Annotated in this window: 23 protein-coding genes; 19 read left to right on the top strand and 4 right to left on the bottom strand. The window is 70.1% G+C overall.

Translation table 11 applies throughout. From position 1 onward, the window contains the following. The first annotated feature begins 31 nt into the window (after positions 1–31). Positions 32–991 carry a TAXI family TRAP transporter solute-binding subunit gene (locus tag FFT10_RS06895; RefSeq protein ID WP_137732027.1) on the top strand — a complete coding sequence of 320 codons (960 nt, stop codon included), beginning with the start codon at positions 32–34 and terminating at the stop codon, positions 989–991. A 68-nt stretch (positions 992–1059) separates the two neighbouring features. Next, positions 1060–3264, top strand: coding sequence for a TRAP transporter permease (locus FFT10_RS06890; protein WP_137732026.1), 2205 nt, complete (start codon positions 1060–1062; stop codon positions 3262–3264). On the opposite strand, the gene FFT10_RS06885 is transcribed toward FFT10_RS06890, so the two are convergent. Together FFT10_RS06885 and FFT10_RS06880 are read right to left on the bottom strand one after the other, a co-directional pair. Then, positions 3230–4507, bottom strand: coding sequence for a D-amino acid dehydrogenase (locus FFT10_RS06885; RefSeq protein ID WP_137732025.1), 1278 nt, complete (start codon positions 4505–4507; stop codon positions 3230–3232). The two genes, FFT10_RS06890 and FFT10_RS06885, sit on opposite strands and share 35 nt — an antisense overlap. A gap of 80 nt (positions 4508–4587) precedes the next feature. After that, positions 4588–5997 carry an amidase gene (locus tag FFT10_RS06880; protein WP_137732024.1) on the bottom strand — a complete coding sequence of 470 codons (1410 nt, stop codon included), beginning with the start codon at positions 5995–5997 and terminating at the stop codon, positions 4588–4590. Between the two features lie 222 nt (positions 5998–6219). On the opposite strand from FFT10_RS06880, the gene rpsB reads away from it, so the two are divergent. The 16 genes from rpsB to FFT10_RS06800 all read left to right on the top strand — a co-directional run bounded on the left by rpsB (position 6220) and on the right by FFT10_RS06800 (position 21367). Next, positions 6220–6963 carry a 30S ribosomal protein S2 gene (gene rpsB / locus FFT10_RS06875; RefSeq protein WP_137732023.1) on the top strand — a complete coding sequence of 248 codons (744 nt, stop codon included), beginning with the start codon at positions 6220–6222 and terminating at the stop codon, positions 6961–6963. A 108-nt stretch (positions 6964–7071) separates the two neighbouring features. Further along, complete coding sequence (gene tsf / locus FFT10_RS06870; protein ID WP_137732022.1) at positions 7072–7980, top strand: translation elongation factor Ts; 909 nt, start codon at positions 7072–7074, stop codon at positions 7978–7980. A gap of 146 nt (positions 7981–8126) precedes the next feature. Next, complete coding sequence (gene pyrH / locus FFT10_RS06865; protein ID WP_137732021.1) at positions 8127–8837, top strand: UMP kinase; 711 nt, start codon at positions 8127–8129, stop codon at positions 8835–8837. A gap of 36 nt (positions 8838–8873) precedes the next feature. Continuing rightward, on the top strand, positions 8874–9434 hold the full coding sequence (gene frr / locus FFT10_RS06860; protein ID WP_137732020.1) for a ribosome recycling factor: 561 nt from the start codon (positions 8874–8876) through the stop codon (positions 9432–9434). Positions 9435–9537: 103 nt separating this feature from the next. Next, a complete protein-coding gene (uppS, locus tag FFT10_RS06855) occupies positions 9538–10266 on the top strand; it encodes a polyprenyl diphosphate synthase (RefSeq protein ID WP_137732019.1) in 729 nt (242 codons plus the stop codon). A 6-nt stretch (positions 10267–10272) separates the two neighbouring features. Further along, positions 10273–11124: a phosphatidate cytidylyltransferase gene (locus FFT10_RS06850; RefSeq protein WP_137732018.1), complete on the top strand. Its 852-nt coding sequence runs from the start codon at positions 10273–10275 to the stop codon at positions 11122–11124. An 11-nt stretch (positions 11125–11135) separates the two neighbouring features. Next, the gene (gene dxr / locus FFT10_RS06845; protein ID WP_137732017.1) at positions 11136–12320 is read left to right on the top strand and encodes a 1-deoxy-D-xylulose-5-phosphate reductoisomerase; all 1185 of its coding nucleotides are present in this window, start codon (positions 11136–11138) and stop codon (positions 12318–12320) included. Beyond that, positions 12317–13687 carry an RIP metalloprotease RseP gene (gene rseP, locus FFT10_RS06840; RefSeq protein WP_137732016.1) on the top strand — a complete coding sequence of 457 codons (1371 nt, stop codon included), beginning with the start codon at positions 12317–12319 and terminating at the stop codon, positions 13685–13687. The genes dxr and rseP overlap by 4 nt, the downstream gene beginning before the upstream one ends. A 13-nt stretch (positions 13688–13700) precedes the next feature. Then, positions 13701–16004 (top strand): outer membrane protein assembly factor BamA, encoded by a 2304-nt coding sequence (bamA, locus tag FFT10_RS06835; RefSeq protein ID WP_137732015.1) that lies wholly within the window; start codon positions 13701–13703, stop codon positions 16002–16004. Positions 16005–16018: 14 nt separating this feature from the next. Next, entirely contained in the window at positions 16019–16540 is a 522-nt protein-coding gene (locus tag FFT10_RS06830) for an OmpH/Skp family outer membrane protein (protein WP_373282472.1), read from the top strand. A 14-nt stretch (positions 16541–16554) separates the two neighbouring features. Then, positions 16555–17586: a UDP-3-O-(3-hydroxymyristoyl)glucosamine N-acyltransferase gene (lpxD, locus tag FFT10_RS06825; protein ID WP_137732013.1), complete on the top strand. Its 1032-nt coding sequence runs from the start codon at positions 16555–16557 to the stop codon at positions 17584–17586. After that, a complete protein-coding gene (fabZ, locus tag FFT10_RS06820) occupies positions 17583–18035 on the top strand; it encodes a 3-hydroxyacyl-ACP dehydratase FabZ (protein WP_228026982.1) in 453 nt (150 codons plus the stop codon). The genes lpxD and fabZ overlap by 4 nt, the downstream gene beginning before the upstream one ends. Before the next feature lie 13 nt (positions 18036–18048). Further along, a complete protein-coding gene (gene lpxA, locus FFT10_RS06815) occupies positions 18049–18834 on the top strand; it encodes an acyl-ACP--UDP-N-acetylglucosamine O-acyltransferase (RefSeq protein WP_137732012.1) in 786 nt (261 codons plus the stop codon). 10 nt (positions 18835–18844) lie between these two features. Next, on the top strand, positions 18845–19993 hold the full coding sequence (gene lpxB / locus FFT10_RS06810) for a lipid-A-disaccharide synthase (RefSeq protein ID WP_137732011.1): 1149 nt from the start codon (positions 18845–18847) through the stop codon (positions 19991–19993). Then, a complete protein-coding gene (gene rnhB, locus FFT10_RS06805) occupies positions 19965–20600 on the top strand; it encodes a ribonuclease HII (RefSeq protein ID WP_137732010.1) in 636 nt (211 codons plus the stop codon). Before lpxB ends, rnhB begins: the two co-directional genes overlap by 29 nt. Further along, positions 20597–21367 carry a TrmH family RNA methyltransferase gene (locus FFT10_RS06800; protein WP_137732009.1) on the top strand — a complete coding sequence of 257 codons (771 nt, stop codon included), beginning with the start codon at positions 20597–20599 and terminating at the stop codon, positions 21365–21367. Before rnhB ends, FFT10_RS06800 begins: the two co-directional genes overlap by 4 nt. A gap of 26 nt (positions 21368–21393) precedes the next feature. Here the strand turns inward: FFT10_RS06800 and FFT10_RS06795 are convergent, their stop codons facing one another. After that, positions 21394–23217 carry a diguanylate cyclase gene (locus FFT10_RS06795; RefSeq protein WP_137732008.1) on the bottom strand — a complete coding sequence of 608 codons (1824 nt, stop codon included), beginning with the start codon at positions 23215–23217 and terminating at the stop codon, positions 21394–21396. Between the two features lie 45 nt (positions 23218–23262). Further along, entirely contained in the window at positions 23263–24087 is an 825-nt protein-coding gene (ppsR, locus tag FFT10_RS06790) for a posphoenolpyruvate synthetase regulatory kinase/phosphorylase PpsR (protein ID WP_137732007.1), read from the bottom strand. Between the two features lie 271 nt (positions 24088–24358). Here ppsR and ppsA point away from each other — a divergent pair, with 271 nt between their 5' ends. Further along, a complete protein-coding gene (gene ppsA / locus FFT10_RS06785) occupies positions 24359–26755 on the top strand; it encodes a phosphoenolpyruvate synthase (RefSeq protein ID WP_137732006.1) in 2397 nt (798 codons plus the stop codon). Position 26756 lies beyond the last annotated feature (1 nt).

Genomic DNA, 26756 nt, shown 5'->3' with positions numbered 1-26756 from the left:
CACCGTCTGGAACAGCAGGAGAGTCCTCGTGATGTGCAATCGTTTCTGGGTGGGTGTGTCGGCCGCAGCGGCCCTGGTGTTGGCCACTGGTGCGGTGCAGGCGCAGCAGTTCTTCCGCATCGGCACCGGTGGCACCGCCGGCACCTACTACCCGGTGGGCGGCATGATCGCCAACGCCGTCAGCCAGCCCGGCAAGCTGGTGGTCACCGCCCAGGCCAGCAACGGTTCGCTGGCCAATGTCACCGGCATTGCCGGCGGCGCGCTGGAATCCGGCTTCAGCCAGGCCGACGTGGCCAGCTGGGCCTACACCGGCAAGGGCGTGTTCGAGGGCAAGCCCAAGATCGCCGGTCTGCGGCTGATCGCCAACCTGTACCCCGAGAGCGTGCACATCGTGGTGCGCAAGGGTTCCGGCATCAATTCGGTGGCCGACCTGAAGGGCAAGCGGGTGGCGCTGGATGAGCCCGGCTCCGGCACGCTGATCAACGCACGCACCATCCTGGCCGCCTACGGCATCAAGGAAGCCGACATCAAGCCCGAGTACATCAAGCCCAACCAGGCCGGCGACAAGCTGAAGGACGGCGCGCTCGACGCCTTCTTCTTCACCGGCGGGTCGCCGGCCGGCGCGATTGCCGAACTGGCCTCGGCCGGCGCCGGCATCGCGCTGCTGCCCATCGACGGTCCGCAGGCCGACGCCCTGCGCAAGAGCGACGGCTTCTTCGCGCCCGACCTGATCGCCGAGGGCACCTACAAGGGCGTGGCCAGCACCAAGACCCTGGCCGTGGGCGCGCAGTGGGTCACCAGCGACAAGGCCGATGCCACCGCGGTCTACGAGATCACCAAGGCGCTGTTCAGCGAGGCCGGCCAGAAGGCCATGGCCGCCGGCCATGCCAAGGGCAAGTTCATCACCAAGGAGAACGCGGTCAACGGTGCCGGCATCCCGTTCCATCCGGGCGCCGAGAAGTTCTACAAGGAAGCCGGTCTGATCAAGTGACCCCACGGTCGACCTGACCGGCAGGGCAGCGTGGCTGCCCTGTTTTGTTTCCAGCCGGACCGCCCTGCATGACCACCTCCCTGCCCGACGACAAGACCCTGGCCGACCTGGAACAGAAGTTCGACCCCGAGATGCGCTTCCGCCCGCTGGCCCAGCCAGCGGCGGCTGTGGTGGCCGCGGGGCTGGTGCTGCTGTCGGTCTTCCACTACTACACCGCCGGCTTCGGCCTGCTGCAGGAGGTGACGCACCGCGGCGTGCACCTGGCCTTCGTGCTGGGGCTGATCTTCCTGGTGTTTCCCCACCGCGCAGCGCTGCTCGGCACGCCGGCGCGCCACCGCTGGTCCGCACCCGGCGGCGTGCCGCTGCTCGACTGGCTGCTGGCCATCGGCATCGCGCTGTCGGTGCTCTACATCCCGTGGATCTTCGATGACCTGGCCTTCCGCGTGGGCAACCCCGGCCCGCTGGATGTGGCCATGGGCACGCTGCTGATCCTGGCCCTGCTGGAGGCCACCCGCCGCAGCATGGGCTGGCCGCTGCCGGTGATCGCGATCTGCTTCATGGCCTATGCGCTGGCCGGTCCGGTCTTCCCGGGTTTGCTCAAGCACGCCGGCGCGAGCTGGAGCCAGCTGGTCAACCACCAGTACCTCACCAGCCAGGGCATCTACGGCGTGGCGGTGGGCGTGGTGGCCACCTATGTCTTCCACTTCGTGCTGTTCGGCGTGATGGCCACCCGCATCGGCCTGGGCCAGCTGTTCCTGGATGTGGCCTCCACCATCGCCGGGCGCCAGGTGGGCGGGCCGGCCAAGGTCAGCGTGTTCGGCTCGGCGCTGTTCGGCACGCTCTCGGGCTCGTCGGTGGCCAATGCGGTCACGGTGGGCTCGTTGACCATCCCCGCGATGATCCGCGTGGGCTACAAGCGCGAATTTGCCGGCGCGGTGGAGGCCGCGTCGTCCACCGGCGGCCAGATCACGCCGCCGGTGCTGGGCGCAGCGGCCTTCCTGATGATCGAGTTCCTGGCGGTGCCGTACCAGACCATCATCGCCGCGGCCGCCATCCCGGCCTTCATGCACTTCTTCGGCGTGTTCATGCAGGTGCACTTCGAGGCCAGGCGCCATGGCCTGCGCGGCCTGACCGACGACGAGATGCCCGACCTGCGCGCCAGCCTGCGCCAGCGCTGGCCCACGCTGATCCCGCTGGCGTTGCTGGTCACCGTGCTGGTGGCCGGCCGCACGCCCTACCTGGCGGCCTTCATCGGCATCAGCTCCTGTGCCATCGTCGGCCTGTGCACCCGGCCGGGTGACAACCGCCTGGCCAACTGGGGGCTGCTGGTGCTGCTGCATGCGCTGCTGGGCGTGATCGTCTTCGGCGGGCTGCAGACCGAGCTGGCACGGGTGGGCGTGTTCGCCGCCGGCGCGGCGGTGGCGGTGGTCGCCATCCGCGGGCTGAAGATCCAGGGCCGCATCGCGCCGGCTGCCCTGCTGGAAGCCGCCGAGACCGGCGCCAAGTACGCCCTGGCGGTCGGCGCCGCGGCGGCCACGGTGGGCATCGTGATCGGCGTGGTCACGCTCACCGGCGTGGGCTTCAAGCTCAGCACCATCATCACCGGCGCGGCCAATGCCATGGCCGGCGGGCTGGGCAGCTGGATTCCCGCGGCGCTGATCGAGCCCAAGAGCCTGGCCCTGCTGGCCGCCCTGGTGATGACCGGCCTGGTGTGCATCCTGCTGGGCTGCGGCATCCCCACCACGGCCAACTACATCATCATGGTGACGGTGGCCGCGCCCACCCTGGTGCTGATGGGCGTGGAGCCGCTGGTGGCGCACTTCTTCGTCTTCTACTACGGCGTGCTGGCCGACATCACGCCGCCGGTGGCGCTGGCCGCCTATGCCGCCGCCGGCATGGCCGGCAGCGATCCGTTCAAGACCGGCAACATGGCCTTCCGGCTGGGGCTGGCCAAGGCGCTGGTGCCCTTCGTCTTCGTGTTCTCGCCGTCGCTGCTGCTGGTGGCCAAGGGCTTCACCTGGCCCGACTTCATCGTCACCTTCACCGGCTGCATCGTCGGCATCACGCTGCTGGCGGCGGCGCTGTCGAAGTTCCTGTTCGTCGAGATGAAGCGCTGGGAGCAGCTGCTGTGCGGCCTGGGGGCGCTGCTGCTGGTGGCGCCGGGCTGGGCCAGCGGCCTGGTGGGCCTGGCGGTGGCCGCGCCGGTGCTGCTGCGCCAGTGGGCGGCGCGTGGTGCGGTCAGCGGGCCAGGCGCGCCACGTCCAGCCCGCTGACGTCGATGGCTGCAGCGCGGCCGGCCAACTGATCGGCCAGCACCCGCGCCGAGCCGCAGGACAGCGCCCAGCCGCTGGAGCCGTGGCCCAGGTTCAGCCACACGCCGGGCGCGCCGCTGGCGCCCAGCACCGGCGGGCCGTCGGGCAGCATCGGCCGCGCGCCCTTCCAGCGCTGGGCCTGGGCGAGGTGGGCGCTGCCGGGGAACCAGTCGTCCAGCACCTTGTGCAGGGTGGACAGCGCCGCTGGGGCCATGACGTCGAGCCGGCCGCCCACCTCGGCGCTGCCGGCCACGCGGACGCGCTGGCCCAGGCGGCTGATCGCCACCTTGTACTTCTCGTCCATCACGCCGGCCTGCGGACCCAGGTGCGGATGGCCTTCAAGCACCCGCAGCGGCGCGGTCAGCGAGAAGCCGTGCACCGCCAGCAGCGGCAGGCGCAGGCCCAGCGGGCGCAGCAGGGCCGCCGAGCCCAGCGCAGCGCACACCACCACCGCATCGAAGGCATCGGCCTGCGGCGCGGCGGTGCCGCCAGCGGCGCGGTGCTGCACCACCGGCGCCGCACCGGGCGTGATGGCCAGCACCTGGCGCTGGAACTGGAACACCGCACCCAGCCGTTGCGCCTCGGCCCGCATTGCCTGGGCGAACTGTCGGCAGTTGCCGACTTCGTCCGACGGCAGGTGCACCGCCGCGTGCAGCGGTGCCGACGGGTTCAGGCCGGGCTCGACCTGGCGTGCACGCGCTGCATCCACCAGATGGAAATCCACACCCAGCTCGGCCAGCAGCTTCAGGCTGCCACGGGCACCGGCCAAGTCTTGCGCGCTGCGCAGCAGCACCAGGTAGCCCTGCGCCTGCTCATGCTCCAGTTGCAGCGCCTGGGTCAGCGCCTGCAGGCGCTGCTGGCTGTAACGCGCCAGCCGGTACATCTGGGCCCGGTTGGCCGCGAACACCGGTGCGCGGCAGGCCCGCCACCAGCGCCACAGCCAGCCCAGCTGGCCGGGTGCCGGCGGCCAGGCCATGCGCACCGGGGCGTGGCGGCTGAGCAGGTGCTTCAGCACCTTGGCCGGCATGCCGGGCGCGGCCCAGGGCGTCACATAGCCCGGTGCCACCACGCCGGCGTTGGCGAAGCTGGTCTCCTCGGCCACGCTGCCGCGGCGCTCGAACACCGTGACGGCATGGCCGTCCTGGGCGAGCTCGAACGCTGTCGTGACGCCGACGATGCCGGCGCCGATCACTGCGACCCGCATGTCAGCGCCGCCCGGCCGCCCGAAGGCGGTGACGCGCCCCCTGGGGGGGCAGCGAGCACAGCGAGCGTGGGGGCCTCATGTCAGCGTTCGCGCGCGGGCGATTCGCCGGCGGCCAGGGCGGCTTCGATGGTCAGGCCCACGCCCAGCACCATGTCGTCGGCCATGGCCGGGCCCCAGACCATCAGGCCCACCGGCATCTGCCCGGGCTGGTGGCAGGGGATGGACAGCGCGCAGCCGTCCAGCATGTTCACCACCGACGCATTGCGCAGCAGCATCGCGTTGATGGCGAAGAAGCGGCTGTCATTCGTCAGCAGCGGCGCGATGGCCGGCGCCACCATCGGCACCGTGGGTGCCAGCACCGCGTCGAAGCCCTGCAGCTCGGCCTGCACGCGGGCGATCCACAGGCTGCGGGCGTGCAGCAGGTCGATGTAGTCGGCCGCGCTCATCGCCTCGCCGCGGCGGATGCGCTGGGCCACGCGGGGGTCGTAGTCCGCCTCCTGCGCGGCCAGCCGGCTGCGGTGCCAGGCCCAGCTCTCGGCGGCGGTGAAGCCGCCCTGGGCTTGCAGGCCGGCCAGGTCGGCCAGGGCGCCGAGCGGCAGGTCCTCGATCAGCGCGCCGCCGGCGCGCAGCACATCCAGCGTGCGGTCGAAGGCGCGCGCGACATCGGCATCCAGGCCGTCGAGCATCAGCGTGCCCGGCACCGCCAGGCGCAGTGCATGCACCGGTTTGCGCAGCGGCGCCGGCGTGCGCGCGGCCAGGATGCCGTGCACCAGCACTGCATCGCGCACGCTGCGGGTGATGGCGCAGGCGGTGTCCAGCGTGCTCGACAGCGGGATGGCGCCCTGCAGCGGTGTCAGCCGCTGGGTGTTCTTGAAGCCGACCAGGCCCTGCAGCGCCGCCGGGATGCGGATCGAGCCACCGGTGTCCGACCCCAGCGCTGCCCAGGCTGCACCGGTGGCCACGGTGACCGCGCCGCCCGAGGTGCTGCCGCCAGGCACCCGCGGCGTCGGGTTGATGCTGGCGGTGACCGGATTGACCGGCGTGCCGTGGTGCGGGTTGATGCCCACGCCGGAGTAGGCGAACTCGCTGAGGTTGGTGTGGCCGGTCAGCGCGGCACCCGCGGCGCGCAGGCGGGCCACCGCCGGGCAGTCGGCCAGCGCCGGCAGCGCCGCCGACAGCGAACGCGAGGCGGCGGTGGTGGGCCAGCCGGCCACGTCGAACAAGTCTTTCACCGACACCGCCAGCCCGGCCAGCGGCGGCACCGGCAGGTTGGCCGCACGGGCCACGTCGACCGCGGTGGCTGCCAGCCGGGCCTGGGCATCGAAGCGGCGGAGGTAGGCACGGGCATTGGCCGGGCTGTCGGCCGCGGTCAGCGCGGCCTGCAGCAGCGCGCTGGCGCTGCTGCGGCCATCGGCCACCGCCTGCACGGCATCGCAGAGGTCGCGCGGCGGCAGGTCAGCTGGGTCGGTGGAGTGGGGTGCGGAGGCCATGGCGCCGGATGCTATAATCTTTGGGTTTACCTGGATGCCGGCTTGCAATGCAGCACGCCAGCCCGGGCAGACAAATCAGCGAACCGGCTGCCGAAAGGTGTCGCCGCGGGCCGCAGCGCAGAGGGCCGATCTCTCAGGAGAGGGCCGCTGCACCCCCACTCAGGGGCTTGCAAACCGCGTCGATTCGCGCCGGATTCTAGACCCAACCTTCGGAGTGACTTCATGTCCGTGACCATGCGTGAAATGCTGGAAGCCGGTGTCCATTTTGGCCACCAGACCCGCTTCTGGAACCCCAAGATGGCCCCCTTCATCTACGGCCATCGCAACAAGATCCACATCATCAACCTCGAGAAGACGCTGCCCAAGTTCGAGGAGGCGATGAAGTTCGTGCGCCAGCTCAGCGGCAAGCGCGGCACGATCCTGATGGTGGGCACCAAGCGCCAGGCCCGTGAAGTGGTGGCGATGGAAGCCAACCGCGCCGGCCAGCCCTTCGTCGACCAGCGCTGGCTCGGCGGCATGCTGACCAACTTCAAGACGGTCAAGGGCTCGCTGAAGAAGCTGAAGGACATGCAGGCCACCAAGGAAGGCGGCATGGAGTCGCTGACCAAGAAGGAAGCGCTGATGTTCGACCGCGAGATCGCCAAGCTCGAGAAGGACATCGGCGGCATCCAGGACATGAGCGCCCTGCCCGACGCCCTGTTCGTCATCGATGTCGGCTACCACAAGATCGCCGTGGCCGAGGCCAAGAAGCTGGGCATCCCGGTGATCGGCGTGGTCGACACCAACCACTCGCCCGAGGGCATCGACTACGTCATCCCCGGCAACGACGACTCGGCCAAGGCCGTGGCGCTGTACGCCAAGGCCGTGGCCGACGCCGTGCTGGAAGGCAAGGCCAACGCGGTGAACGACGTGGTGGCGGCCGTGGCCGGTGGCGATGAATTCGTCGAAGTGAGCGAAGAGGCCTGATCCTCTCGCCGGCAGGCCTGGAACCAGGGGCTGTACAGCCCCTTTTTCACGCGCCTTGATCTGATCCAACCGGGTGCCAGCCGTGCACCCGCATGCAAGGAGATTGAAATGGCAGCAATTACCGCAGGCATGGTGGGCGAACTCCGCGCCAAGACCGACGCCCCGATGATGGAGTGCAAGAAGGCCCTGACCGAGGCCGAGGGCGACATGGCGCGCGCCGAGGAGATCCTGCGCGTCAAGCTGGGCAACAAGGCCGGCAAGGCCGCCGCCCGCATCACCGCCGAAGGCGTGATCGCCTACGCCTCGGCCCTGGGTGCCGGTGCGATGATCGAAGTCAACTGCGAAACCGACTTCGTCTCGAAGAACGATTCCTTCCTCGGCTTCGTCAAGGCCTGCGCCGAGCTGGTGGCCCAGCACGACCCGGCCGACGTGGCCGCGCTGTCGGCCCTGGCCCACAGCCAGGACGGCTTCGGCCCGACGGTGGAAGACGTCCGCAAGGGCCTGATCGGCAAGATCGGCGAGAACATGGCCATCCGCCGCTTCCAGCGCTTCGGCGGTGGCAACGCGCTGGCCCACTACCTGCATGGCACCCGCATCGGCGTGGTGGTCGAGTACGCCGCCGGCAGCGATGCCCAGGCCGTGGCCGCCAAGGACGTGGCCATGCACGTGGCCGCGATGAAGCCGGCCGCGCTGTCGTCGGCCGCCGTGCCGGCCGAGCTGGTCGAGAAGGAGCGCCGCATCGCTGCCGAGAAGGCTGCCGAGAGCGGCAAGCCGGCCGACATCGTCGCCAAGATGGTCGAAGGCTCGGTGCAGAAGTTCCTGAAGGAAGTCTCTCTGCTCGACCAGGTCTTCGTGAAGGCCGCCGACGGCAAGCAGACCGTGGCCGCCTACCTGAAGGCCACCGGCACCCAGGTCAACGGCTTCACGCTGTACATCGTGGGTGAAGGCATTGAGAAGAAGGTGGACGACTTCGCCGCCGAAGTGGCCGCCCAGGTGGCCGCTGCCAAGGGCGCCTGAGCGCCCGCCGGCTGCCCTGCGGGGCAGCCCGGTTGCGCGCCGGCCGGCCGATCGCCGCCGGCGCCAACCTCAGACCCTGACGGGCTCCCGCGGCCAACCCGCGTGGCGCCCTTAAACTCGTCCACCGCGATCCAGGAGCCGCCCGCATGCCCGCTTACAAGCGCATTCTTCTCAAGCTGTCGGGCGAAGCCCTGATGGGCGACGATGCCTACGGCATCAACCGCGCCACCATCGTGCGCATGGTGCGCGAGGTGCAGGAGGTGACGGCGCTGGGCGTGGAAGTGGCGGTGGTGATCGGCGGCGGCAACATCTTCCGCGGTGTGGCCGGCGGCTCGGTGGGCATGGACCGCGCCACCGCCGACTACATGGGCATGCTGGCCACGGTGATGAACGCCCTGGCCCTGGCCGACACCATGCAGCGCGAAGGCCTCACTGCCCGGGTGATGTCGGCCATCGCGATCGAACAGGTGGTCGAGAGCTATGTGCGCCCCAAGGCGCTGCAGTACCTGGAAGAGGGCAAGGTGGTGGTCTTCGCTGCCGGCACCGGCAACCCCTTCTTCACCACCGACACCGCCGCCGCGCTGCGCGGCGCCGAGATCGGCGCCGAGATCATGCTGAAGGCCACCAAGGTCGACGGCGTCTACACCGCCGATCCCAAGAAAGACCCGGCGGCCACCCGCTACCACAGCCTCACCTTCGACGAGGCCATCGCCCGCAACCTGCAGGTGCTCGACGCGACCGCCTTCGCGCTGTGCCGCGACCAGAACCTGCCGATCAAGGTGTTCTCGATCTTCAAGCCCGGCGCGCTCAAGCGCGTGGTCCTGGGCGAGGACGAGGGCACGCTGGTGCACGTCTGAACCCGTGTGATTTCTGCCTGAAACCTTGAGCCCGCCATGACCATCGCCGACATCAAGAAGACCGCCGAGACCAAGATGGCCAAGTCCATCGATGCGCTGAAGAACGACCTGCAGAAGATCCGCACCGGTCGTGCCCACCCCGGCATCCTGGACCAGGTCAGCGTCGACTACTACGGCTCGATGGTGCCGATCAGCCAGGTGGCCAACGTCTCCTTGCTCGATGCCCGCACCATCAGCGTCCAGCCCTGGGAAAAGGGCCTGGGCGCCAAGATCGAGAAGGCCATCCGCGAAAGCGACCTGGGCCTGAACCCGGCCAGCCAGGGCGACCTGATCCGCGTGCCCATGCCCGCGCTGACCGAGGAGCGCCGCCGCGACCTGACCAAGGTGGTGCGCCATGCTGGCGAGGACGCCAAGGTGGCCGTGCGCAACCTGCGCCGCGAGGCCAACGAGCACCTGAAGAAGCTGCTGAAGGAGAAGGCGGTCACCGAGGATGACGAGCGCCGCGCGCAGGACGAGGTGCAGAAGCTCACCGACCGCACCGTGGCTGAGGTCGACAAGCTGGTGCACGCCAAGGAAGCGGAAATCATGGCGGTCTGATGGTCCCCCCCCGTAGCGCCTTCGGCGCTCCCCCCCGGGGGGGCGAACCCAGCGGCCCGGCGAAGCCGGTTCCGCGGCTTCTGCTTGGTGGTTCCTCGGCACGATGAAAAGAGACCTGTCGGTGCCACGCCACGTGGCCATCGTGATGGACGGCAACGGCCGGTGGGCGAAGAAGCGCTACCTGCCGCGCTTCTTCGGCCACAAGGCGGGGGTCGATGCGCTGGTGAAGGTGATCAACGCCTGCGCCGACCGCGGTGTCGAATACCTGACGGTCTTCGCCTTCTCGTCCGAGAACTGGAAGCGGCCCGAGGACGAAGTCTCCGGCCTGATGGGTCTGGTGCTGGTGGCTGTCACCAAGTACCTGGGCAAGCTCGCGCGCGATGGCGTCAAGATCGTCATCGTCGGCGACCGCAATGCGGTCTCCGACCGGCTGCGTGCCGCCTGGGCCGAGGCCGAGGAAACCACCCGCCACAACACCCGCATCACCTTGAGCGTGGCCTTCAACTACGGCGGCCGCTGGGATGTGGTGCAGGCCTGCCGCCACGCGGTGGCCGACGGCCTGCAGCCCGACGAGATCACCGAGGCACGGCTGTCGGGCTACATGGCAATGAAGCACGCGCCCGACCCCGACCTGTTCATCCGCACCGGCGGCGAGGTGCGCATCAGCAACTTCCTGCTCTGGCAGGTGGCCTATTCCGAGCTGGTGTTCACCGATTGCCTGTGGCCCGACTTCGATGTGCATGCGCTTGATGCGGCGCTGGCCGCCTATGCCGCGCGCGAACGCCGCTTCGGCGCGGTCTCGCCCGGCCATGCCGACGTGCCTGCCGGCTAGAACCGCATGCTCCGCCAGCGAGTGATCACCGCCCTGGTGCTGCTGGCGCTGCTGCTGCCGGCGCTGTTCGCGCGCAGCCCGCTGCCGTTCGCGCTGTTCACCGGTGTGCTGATCAGCGCCGCCGGCTGGGAATGGGCGCGGCTCAACGGCGCCACCACGGCCGTGCCGGCGCTGGCCAGCGGCGCGCTGCTGGCCGTGCTGTGCGGCGCCAGCCTGCTGCGGCTGCCGGCGATGGGCCAGGCCGGCGGGCTGTGGAATGCCGGCACGCTGGCCTGGATCGTCGGTGGCGCGCTGGTGCTGCGTGCCGGCCCGGCCGGCTGGCCCAAGTGGCCGCCGCTGCTGCGCTGGGCGCTGGGCCTGGGCCTGCTGTGGCTGGCCTGGCTGGCGCTGGCCCAGGCCCGCACCATCGGCATCAACTTCCTGCTGTCGGTGCTGTGCGTGGTGTGGGCGGCCGACATTTCCGCCTACTTCTGCGGCCGTGCCTTCGGTCGCAACAAGCTGGCGCCCACCATCAGCCCGGGCAAGAGCTGGGAGGGCGTGTACGGCGGCGTGGCCGGCGTGCTGCTGCTGGCGCTGGCCTGGATCGCGCTGGAATCGCAGTTCGAGCTGGGCTCGGCCAGCGTCTTCAAGCTGCTGCAGCAGACCCTCGGCTGGGGCGGCTTGTTGCTGGCAGCTTTACTGTTGACGGCGTTGAGCGTGGTCGGCGATCTGTTCGAATCGCTGGTCAAGCGTGCCGCCGGCGCCAAGGATTCCAGCGCGCTGCTGCCCGGTCATGGCGGCGTGCTCGACCGGGTCGACGCGCTGCTGCCGGTGCTGCCCGCCGCCCTGGCGCTGATCAGTCTCAAACCGCTCTGGTGAAAGCTTCTTCGATGGTTCAACGCGTGTGCATCCTCGGCGCCACCGGTTCGGTGGGCGGCAGCACGCTGGACGTGATCGCGCTGCATCCCGGCCGCTACGAGGTGTTTGCCCTCACCGCCTTCCAGAAGGTGGATGCGCTGGCCGCGCTGTGCCTGCAGTGGCGGCCGCGCTTTGCCGCCGTGGGCACGCCGGCCCAGGCCGCTGCCTTGCGCACCCAGTTGCAGGCCGCCGGTGTGGCCACCGAGGTGCTGCACGGTGCGCAGGCGCTGTGCGACCTGGCCGCCCACCCCGAGGTCGACAGCGTGATGGCGGCCATCGTCGGCGCCGCCGGCCTGCCGGCCTGCCTGGCCGCAGCGCGCGCCGGCAAGCGGCTGATGCTGGCCAACAAGGAGGCGCTGGTCGTCGGCGGCCGGCTGTTCATGCAGGCGGTGCAGCAGGGCGGGGCGCTGCTGCTGCCCATCGACAGCGAGCACTCCGCCATCTTCCAGTGCCTGCCCGAAGACCGTGGCACCTGGGCTGACCGCATCGACCACATCGTGCTCACCGCCTCCGGCGGGCCGTTCCGCACCCGCGACCCGGCCACGCTGCACACCGTCACGCCGGATGAGGCCTGCGCCCATCCCAACTGGGTGATGGGCCGCAAGATCTCGGTGGATTCGGCCACGATGATGAACAAGGCGCTCGAGGTGATCGAAGCGCGCTGGCTGTTCGACCTGGCGCCCGCCCAGGTGCGGGTGGTGCTGCACCCACAGAGCATCATCCATTCGATGGTGGTCTGCCGCGACAACAGCGTGCTGGCCCAGCTCGGCACGCCCGACATGAAGGTGCCGATCAGCGTCGGCCTGGAATGGCCGGGCCGCGCCGCCTCGGGCGCCGACGCGCTGGACTTCCTGACGTGCAAGCCGCTGACCTTCGAGCCGGCCGACCATGGGCGCTTCCCCGGCCTGGGCCTGGCCTACGACGCGCTGGCCGCGCCCGAGGGCAGCACCACGGTGCTCAATGCAGCCAACGAAGTGGCGGTGGCTGCCTTTCTGGCCGGCCGGGTGCGCTTCACCGACATCCACCGCATCAATGCCGAGGCCGTGGCCGGCCTGCTGCCCACGCCGGCCGATGCCGCTTCGCTGGACGACCTGCTGGCCCTTGACCAGCGCGCCCGCCGCCATGCCCAGGCCCACGCCGAGGAGCTGACCCGATGATCACCACCGTGCTGGCCTTCCTGCTGACCCTGGGCGTGCTGATCGTCGTGCACGAGTACGGCCACTACCGGGTGGCCGTGGCCTGCGGCGTCAAGGTGCTGCGCTTTTCGGTCGGTTTCGGCCAGGTGCTGTGGCGGCGGCAGACCTCGCCCAACCACACCGAGTTCGTGCTGTCGGCGCTGCCGCTGGGCGGCTATGTGCGCATGCTCGATGAACGCGAAGGCCCGGTGGCGCCGCATGAGCAGCACATGGCCTTCAACCGCAAGCCGCTGAAGCAGCGCGCGGCCATCGTGCTGGCCGGCCCGCTGGCCAACCTGGTGCTGGCGGTGCTGCTGTATGCCAGCTCGCACTGGATCGGCGTCGAGGAGCCCAAGGCGGTGCTCGGTGCGCCGGTGGCCGGCAGCATTGCCGAACGCGCCGGCCTGCGCGCCGGCGACTGGGTGCAGGCGCGCCAGAACGCCGACGGCGAGTGGGAGGATGTGCGCTCGCTGAACGATCTGCGCTGGCATGTCACCCAGGCGCTGATGATCGGCCAGCCGCTGCAGCTGCAGGTCAGCGACGCCGCCGGCCGCGGCGCCCGCCAGGTGCGCCTGGGTCTGGACGAACTGGGCGCGCAGGAGATGGATGCCGACCTGGTCAAGCGGGTGGGCCTGGGCGGCGCCTACAGCGAGCCGGTGATGGGCGAGGTCAAGGCCGGTGGCCCGGCCGCCGCCGCCGGGCTGCGCCAGGGCGACCGGGTGCTGCGTGTGGACGGTGCGGCAGTGGCCGACGCCCAGTCGCTGCGCGAGCGCATCCGCGCCGCGGTGCAGGGCAGCGAAGGCCGGCCCATGGTCTGGCAGATCGAGCGCGGCGGCCAGGTCAGCACGCTGGACATCACGCCGCGTGCGGTGCGCGATGGCGAGCGCACGCTGGGGCGGGTGGATGCCTTCATCGGCGCACCGGCCGCGCTGGTCACCGTGCAGCTGGGCCCGATCGACGGCCTGGTGCAGGGAGCCCAGCGCACCTGGGAGGTCTCGGCACTCACGCTGCGCATGATCGGCCGCATGCTGATCGGCGAGGCCTCGCTGAAGAACCTGAGCGGCCCGCTGACGATTGCCGACGTGGCCGGCCAGTCGGTGCAGCAGGGCCTGGCCTACTACCTGGGCTTCCTGGCCCTGGTCAGCGTCAGCCTGGGGGTGCTGAACCTGCTGCCCCTGCCCATGCTCGATGGTGGCCACCTCATGTATTACATTTTCGAGGCCCTGACCGGGCGCCCCGTGTCCGAGACCTGGCTGGCGCGCCTGCAGCGCGGCGGCGTCGCCGTGCTGCTGATGATGATGTCGGTGGCCCTCTTCAACGATGTCGCCCGCTTGCTGGGCCTGCACTGACCGCCCATTCCCGATGCTTCCCCTGCCCCCCCATCGCCTGTTCCGCCCTGCCATGGCCGTGGTGGCCATCGCCGCCGCGCTGGCCGCCCCCGCAGTCCAGGCGATCGAGCCCTTCGTGCTGCAGGACATCCGTGTCGAAGGCCTGCAGCGCACCGACCCCGGCACCGTGTTCGCGGCCTTGCCGTTCCGCGTGGGCGACACCTACAGCGACGACAAGGGCGCCGCCGCGCTGCGCGCGCTGTTCGCCACCGGGCTGTTCAAGGATGTGCGCATCGAGATCGAGGGCCGCATCGCGGTGCTGATCGTCGAGGAGCGCCCGGTCATCGAGACCGTCACCTTCGTCGGCCTGAAGGAATTCGACAAGGACGTGCTGGTCAAGTCGCTCAAGGACAGCGGCATCGGCGAGGGCCTGCCCTTCGACCGCGCCCTCATCGACCGCGCCGAGCAGGAGATCAAGCGCCAGTACCTGTCGCGCAGCCTCTACGGCGCCGAGGTGGTCACCACCATCACGCCGACCGAGCGCAACCGCGTCAACGTCAGCTTCACGATGACCGAAGGCGATGCCGCCAAGATCAAGGAGATCCGCATCGTCGGCGCCAAGGTCTTCAAGGAAAGCGAGCTGACCGGCCTGATGGACCTGACCACCAGCGGCTGGCTGACCTGGTACACCAAGAACGACCGCTACTCGCGCGCCAAGCTCAATGCCGACCTGGACAACCTGCGCGCCTACTACCTGAACCGCGGCTACCTCGAGTTCAACGTCGAGAACGCCCAGGTCACCATCTCGCCCGACAAGCAGGACATCAGCCTGACCATCACGGTCAAGGAAGGCCAGCCCTACACCGTGACCGGCGTGCGCCTGGAAGGCGAGTACCTGGGCAAGGACGAGGAGTTCAAGCAGTTGATCGGCATCCGCGCCGGCGAGCCATACCGCGCCGCCGCCGTCACCGCCACCACCAAGGCCTTCACCGACCGCTTCGGCAACTTCGGCTATGCGTTTGCCCGGGTCGAGGCCCGCACCGAGATCGACCGTGCCAACGGCACGGTGGGCGTGGTGCTGGCGGCCGATCCGCAGCGCCGGGTGTACGTGCGCCGCATCGATGTGGCCGGCAACACCCGCACCCGCGACGAGGTGGTGCGGCGGGAGTTCCGCCAGCTCGAGTCCAGCTGGTACGACGGCGAGCGCATCAAGATGTCGCGCGAGCGGGTCGACCGCCTGGGCTACTTCAAGGAGGTGGAGGTCAACGAGAACGAAGTGGCCGGCACCGCCGACCAGGTCGACCTCACCGTCAACGTCACCGAGCGGCCCACCGGCAACCTGCAGCTGGGCGTCAGCTTCTCCAGCGCCGACCGGCTGGCGCTGAGCGCCTCGGTCAAGCAGGAGAACGTGTTCGGCTCGGGCAACTACCTGGGGCTGGAGGTCAACACCAGCAAGACCGGCCGCAGCCTGGTGTTCTCCACCGTCGACCCGTACTTCACGGTGGACGGCATCTCGCGCGGCATCGACCTGTACTACCGCACCTCGCGGCCGTTCAACAGCCTGGGCGACCAGTACCAGATCGCCAACCCGGGCGGTGCCATCCGCTTCGGCGTGCCGTTCTCCGAGTACGACACGGTGTTCTTCGGCATCGGCATCGAGCAGACCAACATCGGCGCCAGCTCGGGCATCCCGGCGCAGTACTTCAACTACCGCCGGCTGTACGGTGCCAACTCCACCTCGCTGCCGCTGACCCTGGGCTGGGCGCGTGACCAGCGTGACAGCGCGATCAGCCCCACCGCGGGCCGGTACCAGCGCGTCAACGTCGAGTGGAGCATCGCCGGTGATGTGCGCTTCGTCCGCCTCAATGGCCAGTACCAGCAGTTCTTCCCGCTGTGGCAGAAGCTCACCCTGGGCCTGAACGGCGAAGTCGGCTGGGGCATCGGCCAGGGCAGCCGGCCGTATCCGGTGTTCAAGAACTTCTACGGTGGCGGCCTGGGCTCGGTGCGGGTGTTCGAGCAGAACTCGCTGGGTGTGATCGACCCGACCGGCGCCTACATCGGTGGCGCGCGCAAGATCAACCTCAACAGCGAGCTGTACTTCCCGGTGCCCGGCACCGGCAACGACAAGTCGCTGCGCATCTTCGCCTTTGCCGATGCCGGCAATGTCTGGCGCGAGGGCGAGAAGATCACCGGTGCCAGCATCCGCGCCTCGGCCGGCCTGGGCCTGTCGTGGATCTCGCCGGTGGGCCCGCTGAAGCTCAGCTGGGGGGTGCCGTTGAAGAAGCAGCCCACGGATAGAATCCAGCGTTTTCAATTCCAGATCGGGACTGCGTTCTGATGATCACGATGTCTTTGAAGTCCCTGGCCAAATCAGCGGTTGCCTCCAGCCTGATCGGCCTGTCGGCCTTGCTGGCGGCAGGCACCTCGTTGGCGCAAGAGCTCAAGATCGGCTACGTCAACAGCGAGCGGGTGCTGCGCGAGGCCGCTCCCGCCAAGGCCGCCCTGGCCCGCATGGAAGCCGACTTCAGCAAGCGCGACAAGGACCTGAACGACCAGGGCGCCAAGCTCAAGGCCGCCGCCGACAAGCTGGAGAAAGACGCCCCCACGCTGCCCGAGAGCGAGCGCAACCGCCGCCAGCGCGAGCTGGTCGAGCAGGACCGCGATCTGCAGCGCAAGCGCCGCGAGTTCCAGGAAGACCTGAACCAGCGCCGCAATGAAGAGACCGCCGGCATCGTCGAGCGGGCCAACAAGGTCATCAAGCAGATCTTCGAGACCGAGAAGTACGACCTGATCCTGCAGGACGTGGTCTTCGCCGGGCCCCGGGTCGACATCACCGAGAAGGTGATCAAGGCCCTGAACGCCGGCGGCAAGTAAGCGGTCCGCATCCCGTGCCCACCCCCGTGCGGCTCGCCGATGTGGTGGCCGCCCTGGGCGGTGTGCTGCACGGTGACGGTGATCTGGCGATCACGCGGCTGGCGCCGCTGGAATCGGCCGACGCCAGCAGCCTGAGCTTCCTGGCCAACCCCCGCTATGCGGCCAAGCTGGCCGCCTCGGCCGCCGGCTGCGTGGTGGTGGCGCCGGCCCAGCAGGACCTGGTACTGGCCCGCGGTGCGGCCATCGTCACGCCCGACCCCTACCTGTACTTTGCCCGGCTCACCCAGTGGTGGGCGGCACGCACCCGGCCGGCTGCCGTGCCGGGGGTGCACCCCAGCGCCGTGGTGGAGCCCGGCGCGTTGATCCACCCCACCGCCACCATCGGCGCGCTGGCCTATGTGGGCGCCAGCGCACGCATCGGCGCGGGGGTGGTGGTCGGCACGCACGGCCACATCGGCGCCGGCGCCGCCATCGGCGAGGGCACGCGCCTGGCGCCACGTGTCACCGTGGGCGATGCCTGCGTGCTGGGCGCCCGCGGCATCCTGCACAGCGGCGTGGTCGTCGGTGCCGACGGCTTCGGCTTTGCGCCCAGCCAAGGCACCTGGGTCAAGATCGAGCAGCTGGGTGCGGTGCGCATCGGCGACGATGTCGAGATCGGCGCCAACACCTGCATCGACCGCGGTGCGCTCGACGACACCGTGCTGGACGACGGCGTCAAGCTCGACAACCTGATCCAGGTCGGCCACAACGTGCACATCGGCGCCCACAGTGCGATGGCCGGCTGCGTCGGCATCGCCGGCAGCGCGAAGATCGGCCGCCACTGCACCGCCGGCGGCGGCGCCATCATCCTGGGCCACCTGGAGCTGGTGGACCATGTGCACATCACCGCCGCCACGGTGGTCACCCGTTCCATCCTGAAGCCGGGCCAGTACAGCGGCCTGTTTCCCTTCGATGACAATGCGTCATGGGAGAAGAATGCCGCCACGCTGCGGCAGCTGCACACCTTGCGCGACCGCATCCGGGCGCTGGAGAAGACAAGACCATGACCGCCCCCGTGCTCGACATCCACCGCATCCTGAAGCTGCTGCCGCACCGCTACCCGATCCTGCTGGTCGACCGCGTGCTGGAGATCGAGAAGAACCAGCGCATCAAGGCGCTGAAGAACGTCACCATCAACGAGCCGTTCTTCACCGGCCACTTCCCGCACCGCCCGGTGATGCCCGGCGTGCTGATGCTGGAGGCCCTGGCGCAGACGGCCGCGCTGCTGTCGTTCGAATCGATGGGCCAGGAGCCGGATGCGGACACGGTGGTGTACTTCGTCGGCATCGACGGCGCCCGCTTCAAGCGGGTGGTCGAGCCGGGCGACCAGCTGATCCTGGAAGCCACCATCGACCGCGCCCGCGGCGGCATCTACAAGTACAAGACCCGCGCCAGTGTCGATGGCGAGACGGCCGTGGAAGCCGAGCTGATGTGCACCATGCGCAAGGTGTCGTGAGCGGGCGCCTGGCATGACGCGCATCCACGCCACCGCCCTTGTCGATCCGCAGGCCGAGCTGGCCGAGGATGTCGAAGTCGGCCCCTACGCCATCATCGGCCCGCAGGTGCGCATCGGCGCGCGCACCGTGGTCGGCGCCCACGTGGTGATCGACGGCCGCACCACCATCGGCTGCGACAACAAGTTCTTCCCGTCCAGTTCGATCGGCGCCCTGCCGCAGGACATCAGCCACAACGGCGAGGTCACCGCGCTGGAGATCGGCGACCGCAACACCATCCGCGAGTTCTGCACCTTCAACACCGGCACCTTCAAGGAAGACGGCGTCACCCGGATCGGCAGCGACAACTGGATCATGGCCTGCGTGCATGTGGCGCACGATGTGCGGCTGGGCAGCCACACCATCCTGGCCAACAACGTGATGCTGGCCGGCCATGTGCACATCGGTGACTGGGCGGTGCTGGGCGGCGCGACCGGCGTGCACCAGTTCGTGCGGGTCGGCGCCCATGCGATGGTCGGCTTCCAGGGCCATGTGTCGCAGGACGTGGCGCCGTTCATGACGGTGGACGGCAGCCCGCTGGCCACGCGGGCCGTCAACCTGGTGGGCCTGAAGCGCCGCGATTTCAGCGCCGAGCGCATCGCGGTGATCCGCAAGATGCAGAAGCTGCTCTTCCGCGCGTCCCTGCCGCTGGAGCAGGCCTGCAGCGAGATCCAGGCCCTGCGCGGGCAAGGTGCCGATGCCGACATCGCGCTGATGCTCGACTTCCTGGCCCACAGCGGCAAGCGCGGCCTGGTGCGCTGACCGCCGACCGATGGCAGTGACGACGGGGCCCCGCCTCGCGCTGGTGGCCGGCGAGGCCTCGGGCGACCTGCTTGGCGGCCTGCTGCTGGCCGGCCTGCGGCAGCGCTGGCCACAGCTGCAGGCCGGCGGCATTGCCGGGCCGCGCATGCAGGCCCAGGGCTGCGCCTCCTGGTGGCCGCAGGAGCGGCTCAGCGTCTTCGGCTATGTCGATGCCCTCCAGCGCCTGCCCGAGCTGCTGCGCATCCGCCGCCAGCTGGGCGACCGGCTGCTGGCCGAGCGGCCGGCCGCCTTCATCGGCATCGACGCGCCCGATTTCAACTTCGGTCTGGAGACGCGGCTGCGCGCCGGCGGGCTCAAGACCATCCACTTCGTCTGCCCGTCGATCTGGGCCTGGCGCGGCGAGCGGGTTGTCAAGCTGAAGGCCGCGGCCGACCATGTGCTGTGCCTGTTTCCGTTCGAGCCGGCACTGCTGCAGCAGCATGGCGTGGCCGCCACCTTCGTCGGCCACCCGCTGGCCGATGCCATCCAGCTGGAGGTGCCCAGGGCCGCCGCACGCACCGCGCTGGGCCTGGCCGAGGCCGCCACCGTGGTGGCCCTGCTGCCCGGCAGCCGCCGCAGCGAGATCACCCACATCGCGCCGCGCCTGGCGGCTGCGGCGGTGTTGATGCGCCGCGCCCGGCCGGGGCTGCGCTTTGTGCTGCCGGTGGCGCCCGGACTGCGCGATCTGGTGGCGCCGATCGTGGCCCGGCACGGCGCGGGCGCCGACATCCAGCTGCTGGACGGCCAGAGCCATGCCGCGCTGGCTGCCTGCGATGTCACGCTGGTCGCCAGCGGCACGGCGGCGCTGGAGGCGGCGCTGTTCAAGCGGCCGATGGTCATCACCTACCACCTGGCCTGGCTGAACTGGCGGCGCATGCGGCGCATGGCGTACCAGCCCTGGTTCGGCCTGCCCAACATCCTGAGCGGTGATTTCGTCGTGCCCGAGCTGATCCAGGACGCCGCCACGCCCGACGCCCTGGCGCGGGAGGGGCTGGCCTGGCTGGACGATGCGCCGCGCTGTGCCGCGCTGGTCCGGCGTTTCGACGACCTGCACCTCAGTCTGCGCCAGAACACCGCGCAGAAAGCCACCGATGCCATCGCGCAAGTCCTCCAAGGCTGAGCCCGAGCAACTGGGCCTGCGCTGGGACGCGCCGGGCCTGGTGGCCGGCGTCGACGAGGCGGGCCGCGGCCCGCTGGCCGGCCCGGTGGTGGCCGCCGCGGTGATCCTGGACGAGCTGCAGCCGATCCGCGGCCTCGCCGACAGCAAGCAGCTGACCGCCCGCCGGCGCGAGGCGCTGTTCGACGAGATCCGCGCCAAGGCCCTGGCCTGCTGCATCGCCGAGGCCAGCGTGGAGGAGATCGACCGCCTCAACATCCTGCAGGCCACCATGCTGGCCATGCGCCGGGCGGTGGAGGGGCTGCGCCTGCTGCCGCACAAGGTGCTGGTGGATGGCAACCGCCTGCCGGTGTTGAAGATGCCGGGCGAAGCCATCGTCAAGGGCGACAGCAAGGTGGCGGCGATCTCGGCCGCGTCCATCCTGGCCAAGGTGCACCGCGACCGGCTGTGCGACCTGCTGCATGCCGCCCATCCGGCCTACAACTTCGCCGGCCACAAGGGCTACCCCACGGCCGAGCATCTGGCCGCACTGCAGCAGCACGGCGCCTGCCCGGCCCACCGCCGCAGCTACGCGCCGGTGCGGGCCGTCATCGAGGCCGGGCAGCGATGAGCGAGCCGCTGGACATCTCCTCGAAGGACAACCCGCTGCTGCAGCGGCTGCGCAAGCTGGCGCGCGACCCGGCTGCCTACCGCAAGAGCGGCGAGCTGTGGCTGGAGGGCGAGCACCTGTGCAGCGCGCTGCAGCAGCGCGGCCAGCGGCCGGCGCAGGCGGTGGTCAGCCAGGCGGCCTGGGCGCAGCCGGCACTGCGTGCGCTGGCCCTGTGGGCACCGCGGGTGCTGCGGGTGCCCGATGCGCTGTTCGACGGCCTGAGCGCGCTGCCGTCGCCCGCGCGCATCGGCTACCTGCTGCCGCTGCCGGCCACGCCGGCCATCGATCCGCGGGCCGCCAGCGTGGTGCTCGACCGGCTGCAGGATGCCGGCAATGTCGGCAGCATCCTGCGCAGCGCGGCGGCCTTCGGCGTGGGCCAGGTGCTGGCGCTGCAGGGCACCGCGGCGCTGTGGTCGCCCAAGGTGCTGCGTGCCGGCATGGGCGCGCACTTCGGCCTGCGCCTGGTGGAAGGCCTGCTGCCCGACGACCTGGCAGCGCTGCAGGTGCCGCTGGTGGGCACCAGCCTGGGCACCGACCAGCTGCTGCACCAGGCCGCGCTGCCGCAGCCCTGCGCCTGGGTGCTGGGCCATGAAGGGCAGGGCGTGTCGGCCGACCTGCTGGCGCGCTGCGCGCTGCAGGTGCGCATCCCCCAGCCCGGCGGCGAGGAGTCACTGAACGTGGCCGCGGCGGCGGCGGTGTGCTTCTACGAGGCACAGCGCCGCGGCTGACCGGGCGACCTGTGCCGGCCTGCGCATCAATGCGCCGGCTCGGCGTCGTGGTGTTCCACCGCCATGCCGGCACTGGCCGCACCGCGCCGCACTCCACCGCGGCCCGCCAGCTTGCCGGCGTACATCGCCGCATCGGCGCGCTTGAGCAGGTCGCCCAGCACCCGGCCGTCGTGCGGGGCCAGCGCATAGCCCACGGTCATGCCCAGGTCCAGCGCATGGCCGTCCAGGTCGAACGGCCGGGCCACGGTCTGCAGCAGCCGCTGTCCCAGCGCCCGGGCACCAGCGTCGGCATCGCGGTCCAGCCGGGCGGTCATCACCACGAACTCGTCGCCGCCGATGCGGGCCACCAGGTCGTCGGGGTGCACTGCCGCTTTCAGGCGGTCGGCCAGGCTGCGCAGCACCATGTCGCCCGCGTCATGGCCATGCTGGTCGTTGATCGGCTTGAAGCGATCCAGGTCGATCAGGTAGACCGCATGGACACGGCGGGTGTCGCAGCGGGCCAGCAGCGGCTCGGCCACCGCCTGCAGGCCGCGGCGGTTGAGCAGGCCGGTCAGCGCGTCGGTCTGGGCGATGGTGGCCAGCAGGTCGCGTTCGCGCACCGCCAGCACACCGGCCAGGTGGCTGGCGCGGGTGCGTGACCCCAGCACCGCCATCCAGGTCATCAGCTCGACCAGCGTGCCGAACTGGAAGGCATGGCCGGTCCAGAAACCCATCGGCAGCAGGCCGCGCTGCAGCAACGTGAAGCACAGCGCGCAGGCGCCGAACACCGCCCAGCCCACCAGCAGGGTGCGCGCCACCCGGTCGCCGGCCTGGGCCAGGCGCCAGGCCATGGGCAGCGCCAGGATCAGCGGCGCCGGGCTCAGCACCACATTCGCCAGGTAGGCCGTGCGGTAGTCGATGCCACCCAGCGCGAACAGCACCAGCGCCGCCGCCAGCAGCAGCGCCAGGCCGCGCATGGTGCGGCTGAGCCAGGGCGAATGCCGGGCCAGGTCGAGCACCGCGTCCACGTACAGGAAGGCGCTGCCCAGGCCCAGCAGCGCGGCGAGCATCGTGATCTTGTCGCGCGCCCAGGCCACCTCGCCCCAGACATGCTGCATGCCCAGGCCTTCGTAACTGAAGAAGAAGAGGCCGGTGCCCAGCACGTTCAGCGCAAACCACAGGTGTGCCGGCTCGCGCAGTGCCCGACCGAGCGACAGGGCGTAGACCAGCAGGCAGAACAGTGAGCCACCCAGCCAGCCCTGCAGCAGCACGGCGCGGGATTCATCCATCCGGAAGGCCTCGGGCCGCACCAGCCGGATCGGCAGGATCATGCTGCCGGTGGTGCGCACCACGCCCAGCAGCTGGTAGGTCTGGCCTGCTTGCAGCTCCAGCGGCACGGCGAACGCCCGGCTGGCCACCGTGCGCTGGCTGAACGGGTGGGCATCGCCCAGGGTCCAGCGCTGCATGCGGCCACCCGGGCCCAGCAACTGCAGCTCGATGTGGTCGAGCGACGGGTAGTCGATCTCCAGCATCCAGTCGCCGCCGCTGCCGGCGGCCACCACCCAGTCCAGCCGCAGGGCCACGGCCTGCCGCTGCGGGCCCAGGTTGCCGGTGGTCGGCGGTGCGGCGCGCCAGCCGTCCAGGCCGGCGGGCAGGTTGGCGAGGTGGGTGCCGCCAGGCAGGCCGGTGCGCACGCGCAGCGCCTGCCACAGTTCCGCCGCCGACGTCTGCGGGCCCAGCACCAGGGCGGGCGCCGGATGGGCGTCGGGCGCCGCGGCCTGCACCGCGCACCATGGCAGCAGGACAGCCAGCAGCAGCGCCAGCAGCGCACGCCTGCCTGCGATCGGGCCCCACGGATGCCAGCGGATCATCCCGGGGACATCGGCCGCCACGCCGGCGGCTGAAGGGCTGCAGCGCTAGTAGATCAGCCGATCGGGCCGGATGTCACGCAGGATGGTGGTGGCGATCTCCTCGATCGACTTGTGCGTGCTGCTCAACCAGCTGACACCGCTGCGCCGCATCATCGCCTCGGCCTCGCGCACCTCGTAGCGGCAGTTCTCCAGCGCGGCGTACTTGCTGCCGGGGCGGCGCTCGTTGCGGATCTGGCTCAGGCGTTCCGGGTCGATCGTCAGGCCGAAGCACTTGCTCAGGTAGGGCGCCAGCGGCGTGGGCAGCTTGTGGCGCTCGAAGTCCTCGGGGATCAACGGATAGTTGGCGGCCTTGATGCCGTGCTGCATCGCCAGGTACAGGCTGGTGGGCGTCTTGCCGCTGCGGCTGACGCCCAGCAGGATCACGTCGGCGCTGGCCAGGTTGCGGGCCGACTGGCCATCGTCATGCGCCAGGCTGAAGTTGATCGCCTCGATGCGCTCGTTGTACTCGCTGCTCTTGGCCGCGTCGGAGAAGCGGCCCACCCGGTGGTTGCTCTTGACGCCGAACTCGGCCTCCAGCGGCACCACGAAGGCCTGCAGGATGTCGAGCACCATGCCCCGGCAGTCGGGCCCGGTGATGATCTGGCGCACCGCGTCGTCGACCAGGGTGATGAAGACGATCGGCCGCTTGCCCTCGGTGTCGGCCACCTGGTTGATCTCGGCCAGCACCTCGCGGGCCTTGTCGGGCGTCTCGATGAACGGCCGGCGCACATGGCGCGGCAAAGCCGGGAACTGCGCCAGGATGGAATTGCCGAAGGTTTCGGCGGTGATGCCGGTGCCATCCGAGACAAAGAACACGCTGCGGTTGGGCATGGTGGTGGGATGCTGTGCAGAGATGGGGGGGGCGACGGCCCATGATAGGCGGCATCGTCCTTAGAATGGACCGCTTCTTGCAAGCGCCGTGCCCTGCCGGCGCCTTGCCACCCGACACCTGCCGCACGCGCTCCCAACCCGCCATGTGCCCCGCCTGCCACGCCCCCGAGAGCCAGCGCTGTGCCGCTGCGGGCGCAGGCGTGTGGGCCGGCCCGGTGGATGGTGACAGCGCGACCGCCGCCCGCTTTTCCCACCATCCCGGAGTTTTCCCATGTCTTCCACCCATCTGGCGACCGCCCTGGTCCTCCCGTTCGAACACCTGAGAATGCATGACGTCGAGGTGGTTGGCGGCAAGAACGCCAGCCTCGGCGAGATGATCAGCCAGCTCGCCGCCACCGGCGTGCGCGTGCCCGGCGGCTTTGCCACCACCGCCCATGCCTTCCGCGAGTTCCTGAAGTTCGGCGGCCTCACCGAGAAGATCAACGCCCGGCTCGACGCGCTGGACACCGACGACGTCAACGCCCTGGCCAAGGCCGGCGCCGAGATCCGCCAGTGGGTGACCGACGCGCCGTTCCCGCCGGATTTCGAGGCGGCCGTGCGCGCATCGTTCGGCGAGCTGACCGCCGGCAACCCGGCGGCCAGCTTCGCGGTGCGCTCGTCGGCCACCGCCGAAGACCTGCCTGATGCATCGTTCGCCGGCCAGCAGGAGACCTTCCTGAACGTGCACGGCATCGACGACGTGCTGCACAAGATGAAGGAGGTCTTCGCCAGCCTCTACAACGACCGCGCCATCAGCTACCGGGTGCACAAGGGCTTTGCCCATGCCGACGTGGCGCTGTCGGCCGGCGTGCAGCGCATGGTGCGCAGCGATGTCGGCGCCGCCGGCGTGATGTTCACCATCGACACCGAGAGCGGCTTCGAGGATGTGGTGTTCATCACCGCCAGCTACGGCCTGGGCGAGACGGTGGTGCAGGGCGCCGTCAACCCCGACGAGTTCTATGTGCACAAGCCGGGCCTCAAGGCTGGCAAGCAGGCCATCATCCGCCGCAACCTGGGCAGCAAGCTGATCCGCATGGAGTTCGCGCCGACGGAAGAGCGCCTGGCCACCGGCAAGCTGGTGCGCACGGTGGACAACCCGCCCGAGCTGCGCAACCGCTATGCACTGAGCGATGCCGACGTGGCCGAACTGGCCCAGTACGCGCTGATCATCGAGCAGCACTACCAGCGGCCGATGGACATCGAATGGGGCAAGGACGGCGAGGACGGCAAGCTCTACATCCTGCAGGCCCGGCCCGAGACGGTGAAGAGCCAGTCCGCCGGCCAGACCGAGCACCGCTACAAGCTCAAGGGGCACAGCGCGGTGCTGGCCGAGGGCCGCGCCATCGGCCAGAAGATCGGCACCGGCCCGGTGCGCCTGGTCTCGCACATCAGCGAGATGGACAAGGTGCAGCCGGGTGACGTGCTGGTCACCGACATGACCGATCCCAACTGGGAGCCGGTGATGAAGAAGGCCAGCGCCATCGTCACCAACCGCGGCGGGCGCACCTGCCACGCGGCCATCATCGCCCGGGAGCTGGGCATCCCGGCGGTGGTGGGCTGCGGCGACGCCACCGAGCACCTGACCGACGGCCAGCTCGTCACCGTGGTCTGCAGCGAGGGCGACACCGGCTTCATCTACGACGGCCTGCTGGAGACTGAAGTCACCGAGGTCAAACGCGGCGAGCTGCCCTACTGCCCTGTGAAGATCATGATGAACGTGGGCAACCCCACGCTGGCCTTCGACTTTGCCCAGATCCCCAACAGCGGCGTGGGCCTGGCGCGGCTGGAATTCATCATCAACAACAACATCGGCGTGCATCCGAAGGCCATCCTCGACTATCCGAACATCGACCCGGATCTGAAGAAGGCGGTCGAATCGGTGGCGCGTGGCCATGCCAGCCCGCGGGCCTTCTACGTCGACAAGCTGGTCGAGGGCGTGGCCACCATCGCCGCGGCCTTCTGGCCCAAGTCGGTGATCGTGCGGCTGTCCGACTTCAAGAGCAACGAGTACAAGAAGCTGATCGGCGGCAGCCGCTACGAGCCCGACGAAGAGAACCCGATGCTGGGCTTCCGCGGTGCCAGCCGCTACATCAGCGGCGGCTTCGCCGATGCCTTCGCGATGGAATGCGAGGCCATCAAGCGGGTGCGCAACGACATGGGCCTGACCAACGTCGAGATCATGGTGCCCTTCGTGCGCACCGTCAGCCAGGCCGAGAAGGTGGTGGGCCTGCTGGCCGACCGCGGTCTGGCGCGTGGACAGAACGGCCTGCGGGTGATCATGATGTGCGAGGTGCCCAGCAACGCGATCCTGGCCGACCAGTTCCTGGCCCACTTCGACGGCATGAGCATCGGCTCGAACGACCTGACCCAGCTCACCCTGGGCCTGGACCGGGATTCGGGGCTGGAGCTGCTGGCGGCCGACTTCGACGAGCGTGATCCGGCTGTCAAGGCGCTGATCAGCCGGGCGATCGCCGCCTGCCGTGCGCATGGCAAGTACATCGGCATCTGCGGCCAGGGCCCCAGCGACCACCCCGACTTCGCCGACTGGCTGGCGCAGGAGGGCATCGTCTCGATCTCGCTGAACCCGGATTCGGTCGTCGACACCTGGACCCGCCTGGCCGCGCGCTGAC

It is taken from the genome of Pseudaquabacterium pictum (genome assembly GCF_005403045.1).
In the GTDB taxonomy this organism is placed as follows: Bacteria; Pseudomonadota; Gammaproteobacteria; order Burkholderiales; family Burkholderiaceae_C; genus Pseudaquabacterium; species Pseudaquabacterium pictum.
Note: the sequence above shows the minus strand (reverse complement) of the source record. Positions and strands in the feature narration are given on the sequence as shown.

Excerpts from the sequence above, each read along its gene's own strand:
- frr (WP_137732020.1), top strand. The coding sequence starts at position 8,874 with ATGACCATCGCCGACATCAAGAAGACCGCCGAGACCAAGATGGCCAAG.
- lpxA (WP_137732012.1), top strand. The coding sequence starts at position 18,049 with ATGACGCGCATCCACGCCACCGCCCTTGTCGATCCGCAGGCCGAGCTG.
- FFT10_RS06850 (WP_137732018.1), top strand. The coding sequence starts at position 10,273 with ATGCTCCGCCAGCGAGTGATCACCGCCCTGGTGCTGCTGGCGCTGCTG.
- pyrH (WP_137732021.1), top strand. The coding sequence starts at position 8,127 with ATGCCCGCTTACAAGCGCATTCTTCTCAAGCTGTCGGGCGAAGCCCTG.
- uppS (WP_137732019.1), top strand. The coding sequence starts at position 9,538 with ATGAAAAGAGACCTGTCGGTGCCACGCCACGTGGCCATCGTGATGGAC.
- rnhB (WP_137732010.1), top strand. The coding sequence starts at position 19,965 with ATGCCATCGCGCAAGTCCTCCAAGGCTGAGCCCGAGCAACTGGGCCTG.
- ppsR (WP_137732007.1), bottom strand. The coding sequence starts at position 24,087 with ATGCCCAACCGCAGCGTGTTCTTTGTCTCGGATGGCACCGGCATCACC.
- dxr (WP_137732017.1), top strand. The coding sequence starts at position 11,136 with ATGGTTCAACGCGTGTGCATCCTCGGCGCCACCGGTTCGGTGGGCGGC.
- FFT10_RS06890 (WP_137732026.1), top strand. The coding sequence starts at position 1,060 with ATGACCACCTCCCTGCCCGACGACAAGACCCTGGCCGACCTGGAACAG.
- FFT10_RS06795 (WP_137732008.1), bottom strand. The coding sequence starts at position 23,217 with ATGATCCGCTGGCATCCGTGGGGCCCGATCGCAGGCAGGCGTGCGCTG.
- tsf (WP_137732022.1), top strand. The coding sequence starts at position 7,072 with ATGGCAGCAATTACCGCAGGCATGGTGGGCGAACTCCGCGCCAAGACC.
- FFT10_RS06885 (WP_137732025.1), bottom strand. The coding sequence starts at position 4,507 with ATGCGGGTCGCAGTGATCGGCGCCGGCATCGTCGGCGTCACGACAGCG.
- FFT10_RS06880 (WP_137732024.1), bottom strand. The coding sequence starts at position 5,997 with ATGGCCTCCGCACCCCACTCCACCGACCCAGCTGACCTGCCGCCGCGC.
- rseP (WP_137732016.1), top strand. The coding sequence starts at position 12,317 with ATGATCACCACCGTGCTGGCCTTCCTGCTGACCCTGGGCGTGCTGATC.
- FFT10_RS06895 (WP_137732027.1), top strand. The coding sequence starts at position 32 with ATGTGCAATCGTTTCTGGGTGGGTGTGTCGGCCGCAGCGGCCCTGGTG.
- ppsA (WP_137732006.1), top strand. The coding sequence starts at position 24,359 with ATGTCTTCCACCCATCTGGCGACCGCCCTGGTCCTCCCGTTCGAACAC.
- bamA (WP_137732015.1), top strand. The coding sequence starts at position 13,701 with ATGCTTCCCCTGCCCCCCCATCGCCTGTTCCGCCCTGCCATGGCCGTG.
- FFT10_RS06800 (WP_137732009.1), top strand. The coding sequence starts at position 20,597 with ATGAGCGAGCCGCTGGACATCTCCTCGAAGGACAACCCGCTGCTGCAG.
- rpsB (WP_137732023.1), top strand. The coding sequence starts at position 6,220 with ATGTCCGTGACCATGCGTGAAATGCTGGAAGCCGGTGTCCATTTTGGC.
- lpxB (WP_137732011.1), top strand. The coding sequence starts at position 18,845 with ATGGCAGTGACGACGGGGCCCCGCCTCGCGCTGGTGGCCGGCGAGGCC.
- fabZ (WP_228026982.1), top strand. The coding sequence starts at position 17,583 with ATGACCGCCCCCGTGCTCGACATCCACCGCATCCTGAAGCTGCTGCCG.